Consider the following 11,979-nt stretch of genomic DNA (forward strand, 5'->3'; position numbering starts at 1 on the left):
TGCCATTGGGGATAACTCTGCGTTGCTGCGCGATGCAACCCCGATTGACGTTTGCCCCCTGTCGCACATACTTCTCCCACTATGGACAAAACACCTACAGTTTTAGACGAGATGAACGACCGCTCGCGCGAGGTGTTCCGCCGCGTGGTCGAAGGCTATCTGGCGAATGGCGATCCCGTGGGGTCGCGCACGCTGACCCGTGATTTCAGCGAAAAGGTCAGTGCGGCGACGATCCGTAATGTGATGCAGGATCTTGAATATATGGGCCTGCTCGGCAGCCCCCATGTCAGCGCCGGTCGTATCCCGACGCAGATGGGGCTGCGCATGTTCGTCGACGGCATGATCGAGATCGGCGATCCAACCGAGACGGACCGTGAAAAGATCGACGCGACCGTTGGCAGCAACAACGCCGATGTCAGCGGCATTCTTGATCGGGTGGGGTCGGCGCTGTCCGGCGTGACCCAGGGCGCCTCGCTTGTGCTGACGCCCAAGCACGAGGCGCCGATCAAACATATCGAATTTGTTTCACTGTCTCACGATAGGGCGCTGGTCGTTCTGGTCTTTTCCGACGGTCACGTGGAGAACCGGCTGTTCACACCGCCGCCGGGCCAGACCCCCAGCAGCATGCGTGAAGCCGCGAATTTCCTGAATGCGCTGGTCGAGGGGAAAACCATCTCGGAATTGCAGCGCACCATCGCGCATGAGATCAGCCAGCGGCGCCAGCAGATCGATGTTCTGGCGCAGCAGCTTGTAGAAAGCGGTCTGGCGCTGTGGCAGGGCGAAGGGGAATCCCCCGAGCGGCTGATCGTGCGTGGACGGTCGAATCTGATCAACACCGAAGGCGAGGCCGAGAACGTCGAATTGATCCGCCAGCTGTTTGACGACCTTGAACGCAAGCGCGATATCGCGGAATTCCTTGAATTGGCCGACGCGGGCGACGGTGTGCGCATTTTTATTGGTTCTGAGAATAAACTTTTTTCACTTTCGGGTTCCTCTCTGGTCGTTTCCCCTTATATGAACGCTGATCGTAAGGTGATCGGGGCGGTCGGTGTGATCGGCCCCACGCGCCTTAATTATGGACGTATCGTGCCGATTGTGAATTACACGGCGCAGCTGGTTGGAAAGCTAATTTCGAACCGCAGCTAGAGGTGAATTATGGCAGAGCCGAAAGAGAACGAATTTCTGGATGATATCGATGACGCAGAGGCCGAAGCCTATGCCGACGAGATGTCCGAAATTGACGACGAAGCGCTGGAACTGGACGAATTGCGTGCCGAGCGTGACCAGCTGAAAGACCGTTTCATGCGGGCCCTGGCCGACGCAGAGAACGCGCGCAAACGATCCGACAAGGACCGTCGCGAGGCGGAAAACTATGGCGGGTCGAAACTGGCGCGCGACATGCTGCCGGTCTACGACAATATGAAACGCGCCCTGGAAGCCGCTACAGAAGAGCAGCGCACTATTTCCGGCCCATTGCTGGAAGGGATCGAACTGACGATGCGCGAGTTGCTGAGCGTGTTCAAGAAGCACGGCATTGAAGTTATCTCGCCCGCAGTGGGTGACAAGTTCGATCCGCAGCATCATCAGGCGATGTTCGAGGCGCCCGTGCCAGACACCAAAGCAGGCGATATCATCCAGGTCGCCGCCGAAGGTTTCATGTTGCACGACCGTCTGCTGCGTCCGGCGCAGGTTGGCGTTTCCTCTACCCCCGCAGGGTAAACGCCCGGGATAGAGCGGCCCTTCGGGGAGGATTTAACACCATTTGGAAGTGAGGGAGGCGGTCAGGTTTTGGCCGCCTCTTTCAATTTATAGAGCAGGTCGAGCGCTTCACGTGGAGAGAGCTCGTCGGGGATAATTTCGGCCAGCGTTTCTTCGAGCTTGGAGCTTTGTTTTGGTTGAGGCGCAGGTGCCGGTGCCACGGCAAACAGGGGCAGGTCGTCGATCAGGGTTTTCTGCGTCGCGCCGCCTTCGCGTTCGCCCTTTTCCAACGCTTCAAGCACGACGCGTGCGCGCGCGATGACGGAAGGCGGCAAGCCGGCCAATTGCGCGACCTGCACACCGTAGGACCGATCGGCGGCGCCTTTGCGGACCTCGTGCAGGAAGATCACCTCTCCGTCCCATTCCTTGACCGCGACGGTGGCGTTATCGACCCCGCCCAGCTTGTTCGAAAGCGCGGTCATTTCATGGTAGTGCGTCGCGAACAAAGCGCGAGAGCGGTTGATATCATGCAGGTGTTCCAGCGTGGCCCAAGCGATGGACAAGCCGTCATAGGTCGCCGTGCCGCGCCCGATTTCATCCAGGATCACAAGCGCGCGGTCGTCCGCCTGATTGAGGATTGCGGCGGTTTCGACCATTTCGACCATAAAAGTGGAACGGCCTCGTGCCAGATCGTCAGAGGCGCCGACACGGCTGAAAATCTGGCTGATCAGGCCGATGTGCGCGGTGGCGGCAGGCACGTAGCTGCCCATTTGCGCCATCAGGGCGATGATCGCATTCTGCCGCAGGAAGGTCGATTTACCCGCCATGTTAGGGCCGGTCAGCAGCCAGATATTCGCGTTGTCGCCATCGGCCGACAGGGTGCAATCGTTGGCGATAAAGGGGCTGCCGGATTGCTGGGCCAAGGCGCGTTCCACGACCGGATGGCGGCCCCCCTGAATGTCGAAGGCACGTGAATTATCGACGCGGGGTTTCACCCAGTTTTCGGACTGCGCCAGATCGGCCAGACCCGCGGCCAGATCAATCTCGGCCAATCCAGCCGAGGCGACACCGATCGGGCCGGAGTGATCCAGAATGGCGCGTTTCAACGTTTCGTAGAGCCGCTTTTCAATCTCCAGCGCGTGGTTGCCCGCGTTGAGGATCTTTGTCTCCATCTCGGACAGTTCCACGGTTGTGAAACGGACCTGATTGGCGGTGGTCTGACGGTGGATAAAGGTATCGGACAGCGGCGCCGACAGCATTTTCTCGGCGTGGGTCGCTGTGACTTCGGCGAAATACCCAAGCACGTTGTTGTGTTTGATCTTCAACGTCGAGATACCGGTGAGCGAGATGAAATCCTGCTGCATCTGGGCAATGACGCTGCGGCCTTCGTCCCGCAGGGTGCGCACCTCGTCCAGCTCTGCGTCATACCCCGGCGCGATAAAGCCGCCGTCGCGGGCCAGCAGGGGTGGTTCGGCAATCAGCGCATCGTCGAGCAGATCAATCAGGCTGTCATGGCCGGTAAGCCCTTTGGCGGCCTGCGCCAGCAGATCGGGCAGGGCGGCGGCTTGCATCTTGCCGGCCAGATGGCTGGCTTCGGTCAGGCCGTTGCGGATGGCGGCAAGGTCACGGGGGCCGCCACGGTCCAGCGACAGGCGCGACAGGGCGCGGTCCAGATCAGGGACGTTGCGCAGATGCTGGCGGATGTCATTGCGGATCGACGGTGTGTCATAGGCAAAGCTGATGGCGTCCAGACGGGATTGAATCGTCTCTAACACACGGGAAGGTGACGAAATACGCCGTTCCAGCAGCCGGGCGCCACCGGCGGTCACTGTCTTGTCCATGACGGACAACAGCGTACCGGCGCGACCACCGGTCAGCGCATGTGTCAGTTCAAGATTGCGACGTGTGGCAGCGTCGATCTGCACGCTGCGGGCCTCGGCCTCTTTCTGCGGCGGGCGCAGGAGGGGGAGTTTGCCCTTCTGTGTAATCTCGAGATAGTCGATGATCGCGCCCATGGCCGAGATATCGGCGCGTTCAAAACTGCCGAAGGCGTCGAGCGACCCGATGCCGAACAGATCGCAGACCCGTTTTTCAGCGCTGCTGCTGTCAAAGGCAGAGCGTGCGATAGGGGTCAGCGCGATGTCGAAATCAGAGACTAATTCGCGTAAATCAGCCTCTTTCGCTTCTGACACGATCAGCTCTGACGGGGACAGGCGGGCCAGTTCGGGGCCAAGGCGCGACAGGGTCAGGGGCATCACGTGAAACGCACCGGTCGAAATATCGACCCAAGCCAGCGCATGACCATCGCGGACCTCTGCAAATGCGGCCAGATAGTTGTGGCGCCGCGCTTCGAGCAGAGATTCCTCGGTCAATGTGCCGGGGGTGACCAGCCGCACGACATCGCGTTTGACCACGGATTTATAGCCGCGTTTCTTCGCCTCCGCCGGGCTTTCCATCTGTTCGCAGACCGCCACGCGGAAGCCCTTGCGGATCAGCGTCAGCAAATACCCTTCGGCGGCATGCACCGGAACGCCGCACATGGGGATGTCTTCGCCCCCGTGTTTGCCCCGTTTGGTCAGCGCGATATCCAGTGCTTCAGCCGCGGCGACGGCATCGTCAAAGAACATCTCGTAGAAATCGCCCATGCGGTAGAACAGCAGCGCTTCGGCGTACTGGGATTTCAGCTCTAGATATTGCGCCATCATTGGCGTGATTTTTTCTTCGGTCACCCTGCGCCCCCGGTTCGAGTTAACGTTGTGTACAAAACCGCGCCTCCGGACGAAAGGGCGGACCGGCTTTGCACGCGAGGCGTCGCCGCGACGTCGTGCAAACCGTGAGCGCCATCATGATTGTGTGAGGGGCCGATCGGCGATATCAAGCGGGAAACCATGAGGAAAGCCGTTCTAGTGACCAAAAACCGCATCACGTCCGAAGAGGCGCTCGCCTTTCACCTTGAACCCACGCCGGGCAAGTTCGAAATCACCGCAACCGTCCCGATGACGACCCAGCGGGATCTGAGCCTCGCCTATTCCCCCGGTGTTGCCGTTCCCTGTGAAGCGATCGCCGAAAATCCCGAGCTGGCATATGACTATACCAACAAGGGCAATATGGTTGCAGTGATTTCCAACGGCACTGCTGTTTTGGGCTTGGGCAACCTTGGTGCGCTGGCGTCGAAACCGGTGATGGAGGGCAAGTCGGTGCTGTTCAAACGGTTCGCCGACGTGAATTCGATCGACGTCGAGCTGGACACCGAAGACCCCGAGGCGTTCATTAACGCGGTCAAGCTGATGGGGCCGACGTTCGGCGGGATCAACCTTGAGGATATCAAGGCGCCGGAATGTTTCATCATCGAACAGCGTCTGAAAGAAGAGATGGATATTCCCGTCTTTCACGACGACCAGCACGGCACCGCGGTGATCTGTGCTGCCGGTTTGCTGAACGCCTTGCGCATTTCGGGCAAGAAGATCGAAGATGTGCAGATCGTGTTGAACGGTGCGGGGGCGGCGGGGATCGCCTGTCTTGAACTGCTCAAGGCGATGGGGGCCAAGCATAACAATTGTATCATGTGCGATACAAAAGGTGTGATCTATCAGGGCCGCACCGAGGGCATGAACCAGTGGAAGTCGGCCCATGCCGCGCAGACCGAACTGCGCACGCTGGAAGAGGCGATGAAGAACGCGGATGTGTTCCTGGGTGTGTCGGTCAAAGGGGCGGTGACGCCCGCGATGGTCGCCAGCATGGCGGATAATCCGGTGATCTTCGCAATGGCGAACCCCGATCCTGAAATCACGCCGGAGGAAGCGCACGAGGTGCGCCCCGATGCGATTGTCGCCACAGGCCGCAGCGATTACCCCAATCAGGTTAACAACGTTTTGGGCTTTCCCTACCTGTTCCGCGGGGCGCTGGATATCCACGCCCGCGCCATCAACGACGAGATGAAGATCGCCTGCGCCCACGCTTTGGCCGATCTGGCACGCGAGGATGTGCCGGACGAAGTGGCGCTGGCCTATGGCAAGAACCTGAGCTTTGGTCGGGATTATATCATCCCGACGCCGTTCGATCCGCGTCTGATCCATCGTATTCCGCCTGCTGTTGCACGTGCAGGTATGGACACCGGCGCCGCGCGGCGCCCGATCATCGATATGGATGCCTACGAGCTGAGCCTGAAGTCGCGGATGGACCCGACGGCGAATATCCTGCGCGGGATCAACGCCCGTGCCCGTGCTAATCAGGCGCGGATGATCTTTGCCGAAGGGGATGACCCCAAGGTTCTGCGAGCTGCGGTGATGTATCAACGCTCCGGTCTGGGCAAGGCGCTGGTCGTCGGGCGTGCCGACGACGTAAAGGCCAAGCTGACGGCGGCGGGGATGGAGGATGCCTACCGCGAGCTTGAGGTCGTGAATGCGGCCAATACCCAGCACCTGGAGACGTATAAGTCATTCCTTTACAATCGCTTGCAGCGCAAAGGGTCGGACAGCAAGGATATCCACCGTCTGGCCGCCCGTGACCGCCACGTCTTTGCCGCGCTGATGTTGGCGCACGGGCATGGCGATGGTCTGGTGACCGGTGCAACCCGCAAATCCGCCCATGTGCTTGAACGGCTGAACCACGTGTTCGATGCCAATGCAAAACACGGCGCCGTCGGGATCACTGCGCTGCTGCACAAGGGGCGGATCGTGTTCATCGGCGATACGCTGGTGCATGAATGGCCGAACGAAGAAGACCTTGCGAATATTGCTGAAAAAGGGGCCAAGGTCGCCCGTCACATGGGGCTTGAGCCGCGGGTTGCCTTCGTTAGCTTCTCTACCTTTGGCTATCCGGTTTCCGAGCGCGCAGAAAAGATGCAGCGTGCCCCAGATGTGCTGGACGCACGCGGGGTCGATTTCGAATACGAAGGCGAAATGACCGTGGATGTGGCGCTGAATGCCGAAAGCCAGAAGAACTATCCGTTCTCGCGGCTGACAGGGCCTGCGAATATACTCGTCGTACCGGCGCGGCATTCGGCCAGTATCTCGGTCAAATTGATGCAGGAAATGGCTGGCGCCACAGTAATCGGCCCGATCCTGACGGGGTTGGACAAGTCGATCCAGATCTGTTCGACCACATCCACCGCGAATGACATCCTGAACATGGCTATTCTGGCGGCCTGCAAGGTCGGCGAATGATCTGGAACCTCGGCTCTATCAACGCGGATAATTTCTACTATCTGCGGCATCTGCCGGCGCCGGGGGAAACGATTGCAGCGCATGATTTCCGGCAAGGGTTGGGCGGGAAGGGGGCCAATATGTCGGTCGCCGCCGCCCGCGCCGGAACGCGCGTTATGCATATCGGCGCCGTGGGGCCGGATGGGAAATGGACCGTGGACCGCTTGCTGGAATACGGCGTTGAAACGCAGCATATCAGCATGATCGACACGGCCACCGGTCACGCGAATATCTGCGTGGCCGAGGATGGCGAAAACTCTATCGTGTTGTTTTCAGGGGCCAATCACCAGATCACCACCCAGATGATCGGGGCCGCCCTGGCAGAGGCATCGCCCGGTGATTTTCTGCTGATGCAAAACGAAACCCTGGGCCAACGCTTTGCCGCGCAGACCGCGCATACTCTGGGCCTGCGCGTCGCTTATGCCGCCGCGCCCTTTGATGCTGAAATCGTGGCGCAGGTTCTACCCGACATCGATCTGCTGGTGTTGAACGAGGTCGAGGCAGAGGCGCTTGAGAAAACCACAGGCGCCCGCATCGACGCGCTGCCGATCGACGATATTATCGTGACCTTGGGCGCTGAGGGGTGCAAATGGGTCTCTAACAAGGCGAAAACGGTGCAAAGCTTTCCGGCCTATCCGGTCAAAGCCATCGATACCACGGGGGCGGGGGACACGTTTACCGGCTATCTGATCGCCGCCTTGGACCGCAAACTGTCGATGCCGGATGCGATTGCGCTGGCAATGCAAGCTGGCGCCTTGATGGTCACACGGCAAGGGACAGCGGATGTGATCCCGGACCTCAAAGATATCCAGGATCACGGTTTTGACGAAGATTAACGCTCGCGATTAACGCGGGGTTAACGTTATTTCGCGAAGGGCGCAGCGCTACCCCAAAGTTGTTTCACGCGCTGGTCGCGCCCGCAGCCGTTGCGATAGCGCTTGTAGGCGACGGATTTCTTCACACCCAAGCCGACGCTGGTAAAGGCCAGACGTTCGTCGCTTTTGTAGTAATCCTGATGGTAGGCATCGGCGGGGTAGAACGCGGCTTTGCCCAAGATCGGGGTTACGACGGTCTTGCCCAAAGCGGCCTGCGCATCGGCCTTGGCCTTTTCTGCAGCGGCCTTCTGCCCGTTACCGTCGGCAAAAATCGCGGTGCGGTAGCTATCGCCGCGGTCGCAGAATTGCCCGCCCGCGTCCGTTGGATCAACCGACCGGAAGAACATCGACAGCAACTGGTCCGCAGACACCACCGCCGGATCATACTGGATCTGCGCCGCTTCATAGTGCCCGGTGCCGCCGGCGACGACCTGTTTATAGGTGGGGTTTTTCACGCTTCCGCCTGCAAAACCCGATACGACCTCTTTCACGCCCTTAACGCTTTCAAAGTCCGCTTCAACGCACCAAAAGCAGCCGCCCGCGACCAAAAGCGTCTCTGTTCCGGCGGCTTTTGCGGTTGTCGCCTGTGCTGCAAGGCCCAGACCAATGGCAGCGCTTAACGCGATCATGCGCATGTTTGCGGCAAATCCCATGGAATACTCTCCTTTGTTTTGCCTGACGGTGACCGCAATGTTTGCGCGACGCAACTCAGGTGCCCGTGATGTCACGGCCAAGTGATGTCGGTTTCACCCTTGGCCCCGCGGCACGAAGTTCTTAGCGTCAGCCCCAAAGAAGGAGCAATTTGATGCAAACCCACGTCACCACGCACCAAGCCGAAGAAGATGCCCGCAATGAAGACATTTTGATCTATTTAAACGGTCAGATTGTCCCCAAGGCACAGGCCGTGGTCAGCGTCTATGACAGCGGTTTCATGCTGGGCGACGGCATCTGGGAAGGGCTGCGGCTGTATGATGGTACATGGGCCTTTCTAGACGATCATTTTGACCGCCTGTTCGAGGCGTCCAAAGCCATTGACCTTGATATCGGGATGACGCGTGACGCCCTGATTTTAGCCTTGTTAGAGACGCAAAAAGCCAATGGCATGACCACTGATGCCCACGCGCGCCTGATGATCACCCGGGGGCTAAAAACGCGGCCCTTCCAGCACCCGTCGCTGTCGCAATCGGGCCCCACCATCACGATCATTATGGAACACTCGCGCCCGAATATGCCGCGCCCGATCCGGCTGGCGACAGTACCGCATCTGCGCGGGCTGCCGATGACGCAGGACCCAAAGCTGAATAGTCATTCCAAATTGAACTGTATTCTCGCGTGTATTGCCGCGGAAAAAGCGGGTGCCGACGAAGGGCTGATGCTGGATATTAACGGTTTCGTGAATACAACAAACGCCTGTAACTTTTTCATCGTCCGCAAGGGGGAGGTTTGGACCAGCACCGGCGATTACTGCATGAATGGAATCACCCGTCAGAAGGTCATCGACCTGTGTCGCGCCAATGATATCCCGTGTTTCGAAAGGAATTATTCATTGGTCGACACCTATGGTGCTGACGAGGCCTTCTTGACCGGCACATTCGGGGCGCAAACACCTGTCGCGATGATCGACGGCCGTCAGATTGGCACGGGCGACATGGGGCCGGTAACAAAAAAGCTGCGCGGTTTGTACAAAGACCTGATCGCAAAGGAATGTGCCTGATGCGTATCGCAATGTGGTCCGGCCCGCGCAATCTGAGCACGGCGATGATGTATAGCTTCGGCAACCGCGCCGATTTCACCGCAATGGATGAACCGTTCTATGCGCCGTATCTCAAGGCTACCGGTGCCGATCATCCGATGAAAGATGAAATTATCGCGGGCCATGAATGCGACCCCTCAAGCGTCGCGGCGCGCTGCGCAGAGCCGGGCACGCCGCATCGCTACATGAAACACATGCCCCATCATATGCTTGACGGGTTTCCAATGGATTGGGCAGAGGGCTGCGTGCATATCCACCTGATACGCCACCCCGCCCGCGTGATCGCGAGCTATACCGCGAAACGGGAAGCGCCGAGTTTTAATGATATCGGCTATGGCCAACAGACCGCGCTGTACGATAAAATCGGTGGGCTGGTCATCGATTCCGCTGATATTCGCGCGGACCCCGAAGGCATGTTGCGTAAACTCTGTGATGCCATCAACCTGCCCTTCGATCCGGCAATGCTATCCTGGGCGGCTGGCCCACGTGCCGAAGATGGTATCTGGGCCTCACATTGGTATGGTGCCGTGCACAAAAGCACCGGTTTTGCAGGGGCAGAGGGGCCGTTGCCCAGGCTTGAACCTGCCGCAGAAGCGCTGTGTGCCAAAGCACTTCCTCATTATCAGAAGCTTTATGATCAACGGCTTAGGTGATTTCGGGTAAAAATCTTCGATTTATCGAAACTAAATCATCTCATGTTGCGTGAATTATCAGGAAGAACCACGCAACAAGGAGATTTAACATGAAGATGTTTACAGCAACCGCTCTGGCTCTCACGCTTGCCACGGGTACAGCCTTCGCCGCCGCACACAGCAACGCGATGGTCGAAGCGATGGATCAAGATGTATCCAACGGTGTGGTCAGCGCCGATAAGGTGATGGCAACTGAAAATGGCTGGATGGTCGTTCACCGCACAGATGCCGAGATGAAACCCGGCCCCGTTGTCGGCTACGCGCCTCTGCGTGCCGGTGAAAACGTCGACGTTGCCGCCATTCTGCAAGAAGAGGTGAAATCCGGCGATATGTTGATGCTCATGGTCCACTCCGAAGAGGGCGGCATGAAAACCGGCGGCTTTGAATACACATTGGGCGCCAAAGAAGACGGCCCGATCAAGCCAGACGGTAAATTGGTGATGACGGTTATTACTGCAGAGTAAACCGTTCTAACCCAAGAGAAGGCCCGGACAGAATATCCCCCTGTCCGGGCCTTCTTTGTTTACCCTTTGAGGCGCTTATCGCGTGCGGCCAAGAGCTTGAGGCGCAGCGCGTTCAGCTGAATGAAGCCCGCTGCGTCTTTTTGATCATAGGCACCAGCGTCATCTTCAAATGTCACGTGGGCTTCGGAATACAGCGAATGATCCGACCAGCGCCCGACTGTACGCACGTGGCCTTTGTACAATTTCAGTCGAACTGTACCGGTTACATGGGTTTGCGAGGCATCAATCGCCGCTTGCAGCATGGTGCGCTCGGGGCTGTACCAGAAGCCGTTATAGATCAGCTCCGCATAGCGCGGCATCAGCTCGTCCTTCAGGTGCATCGCCCCACGGTCCAGAGTGATTGATTCGATCCCGCGGTGTGCTTCAAGCAGCAAGGTGCCGCCCGGCGTTTCGTAAATACCGCGGGATTTCATCCCGACAAAACGACCCTCGACAAGGTCAAGGCGCCCGCAGCCATGTTTGCCGCCAAGTTCGTTTAATTTAGCCAGAAGTGTCGCGGGCGACATGGCTTCGCCGTTGATGCTTACCGCATCGCCACGTTCAAACCCGATCTCTACATACTCGGGCGTATCCGGTGCTTGCTCTGGCGAGACGGTGCGCTGGTACACATAGTCGGGCGCGTCCACGGCCGGATCCTCCAGCACTTTGCCTTCCGAAGAGGTGTGCAGCAGGTTCGCGTCCACGCTAAACGGCGCTTCACCACGTTTGTCCTTCGCCACGGGGATCTGATGTTTTTCGGCAAATTCGATCAATTTAGTCCGGCTGGACAGGTCCCATTCCCGCCATGGCGCGATCACCTTGATGTCGGGGTTCAGCGCGTAGGCCGCCAATTCGAAACGAACCTGATCGTTGCCCTTGCCTGTCGCGCCGTGCGCAACGGCGTCGGCGCCGGTTTCGGCGGCGATTTCAACAAGGCGCTTGGAAATCAGAGGGCGCGCGATGGAGGTGCCCAACAGGTATAGGCCTTCGTAGACCGCATTGGCGCGGAACATGGGGAAGACGAAATCGCGCACGAATTCTTCGCGCACGTCTTCCACGTAAATCTCGGATGCGCCCATCATTTCAGCTTTGGCGCGGGCGGGCTCAAGCTCTTCGCCTTGGCCGAGGTCAGCGGTAAAGGTAACCACCTCGCAGCCATATTCGGTTTGCAGCCATTTCAGGATGATCGAGGTATCAAGCCCACCAGAATAGGCGAGCACAACTTTTTTGGGCGCGGACATGATGTTTCCTTTT

The 11,979-nt window shown here is 58.7% G+C and carries 10 protein-coding genes; 7 read left to right on the plus strand and 3 right to left on the minus strand.

Features of this window, described 5'->3' with window-relative positions:
• The first annotated feature begins 111 nt into the window (after nucleotides 1-111).
• Together hrcA and AADW22_RS01970 are read left to right on the plus strand one after the other, a co-directional pair.
• Nucleotides 112-1,146: a heat-inducible transcriptional repressor HrcA gene (hrcA, locus tag AADW22_RS01965; protein WP_005850786.1), complete on the plus strand. Its 1,035-nt coding sequence runs from the start codon at nucleotides 112-114 to the stop codon at nucleotides 1,144-1,146.
• A 9-nt stretch (nucleotides 1,147-1,155) separates the two neighbouring features.
• Nucleotides 1,156-1,719, plus strand: a complete 564-nt coding sequence (locus AADW22_RS01970; protein ID WP_005850788.1) for a nucleotide exchange factor GrpE — start codon at nucleotides 1,156-1,158, stop codon at nucleotides 1,717-1,719.
• Between the two features lie 62 nt (nucleotides 1,720-1,781).
• On the opposite strand, the gene mutS is transcribed toward AADW22_RS01970, so the two are convergent.
• The gene (mutS, locus tag AADW22_RS01975; RefSeq protein WP_407474567.1) at nucleotides 1,782-4,403 is read right to left on the minus strand and encodes a DNA mismatch repair protein MutS; all 2,622 of its coding nucleotides are present in this window, start codon (nucleotides 4,401-4,403) and stop codon (nucleotides 1,782-1,784) included.
• Nucleotides 4,404-4,604: 201 nt separating this feature from the next.
• Here mutS and AADW22_RS01980 point away from each other — a divergent pair, with 201 nt between their 5' ends.
• Together AADW22_RS01980 and AADW22_RS01985 are read left to right on the plus strand one after the other, a co-directional pair.
• On the plus strand, nucleotides 4,605-6,863 hold the full coding sequence (locus AADW22_RS01980; protein ID WP_005850791.1) for an NADP-dependent malic enzyme: 2,259 nt from the start codon (nucleotides 4,605-4,607) through the stop codon (nucleotides 6,861-6,863).
• Nucleotides 6,860-7,738 carry a ribokinase gene (locus AADW22_RS01985; RefSeq protein WP_005850793.1) on the plus strand — a complete coding sequence of 293 codons (879 nt, stop codon included), beginning with the start codon at nucleotides 6,860-6,862 and terminating at the stop codon, nucleotides 7,736-7,738. The genes AADW22_RS01980 and AADW22_RS01985 overlap by 4 nt, the downstream gene beginning before the upstream one ends.
• A gap of 26 nt (nucleotides 7,739-7,764) precedes the next feature.
• Here the strand turns inward: AADW22_RS01985 and msrA are convergent, their stop codons facing one another.
• Nucleotides 7,765-8,430, minus strand: a complete 666-nt coding sequence (gene msrA, locus AADW22_RS01990) for a peptide-methionine (S)-S-oxide reductase MsrA (RefSeq protein ID WP_407474143.1) — start codon at nucleotides 8,428-8,430, stop codon at nucleotides 7,765-7,767.
• A 152-nt stretch (nucleotides 8,431-8,582) separates the two neighbouring features.
• On the opposite strand from msrA, the gene AADW22_RS01995 reads away from it, so the two are divergent.
• The 3 genes from AADW22_RS01995 to AADW22_RS02005 all read left to right on the plus strand — a co-directional run bounded on the left by AADW22_RS01995 (nucleotide 8,583) and on the right by AADW22_RS02005 (nucleotide 10,686).
• Nucleotides 8,583-9,491, plus strand: coding sequence for a D-amino acid aminotransferase (locus AADW22_RS01995; RefSeq protein ID WP_243250952.1), 909 nt, complete (start codon nucleotides 8,583-8,585; stop codon nucleotides 9,489-9,491).
• The gene (locus AADW22_RS02000) at nucleotides 9,491-10,183 is read left to right on the plus strand and encodes an HAD family hydrolase (protein WP_407474144.1); all 693 of its coding nucleotides are present in this window, start codon (nucleotides 9,491-9,493) and stop codon (nucleotides 10,181-10,183) included. Before AADW22_RS01995 ends, AADW22_RS02000 begins: the two co-directional genes overlap by 1 nt.
• 89 nt (nucleotides 10,184-10,272) lie before the next feature.
• On the plus strand, nucleotides 10,273-10,686 hold the full coding sequence (locus AADW22_RS02005) for a hypothetical protein (protein WP_005850801.1): 414 nt from the start codon (nucleotides 10,273-10,275) through the stop codon (nucleotides 10,684-10,686).
• Between the two features lie 59 nt (nucleotides 10,687-10,745).
• On the opposite strand, the gene AADW22_RS02010 is transcribed toward AADW22_RS02005, so the two are convergent.
• The gene (locus AADW22_RS02010; RefSeq protein ID WP_005850804.1) at nucleotides 10,746-11,966 is read right to left on the minus strand and encodes an argininosuccinate synthase; all 1,221 of its coding nucleotides are present in this window, start codon (nucleotides 11,964-11,966) and stop codon (nucleotides 10,746-10,748) included.
• Nucleotides 11,967-11,979 lie beyond the last annotated feature (13 nt).

The sequence above is a fragment of the Sulfitobacter sp. PM12 genome (assembly GCF_045586035.1).
In the GTDB taxonomy this organism is placed as follows: domain Bacteria; phylum Pseudomonadota; class Alphaproteobacteria; order Rhodobacterales; family Rhodobacteraceae; genus Sulfitobacter; species Sulfitobacter pontiacus.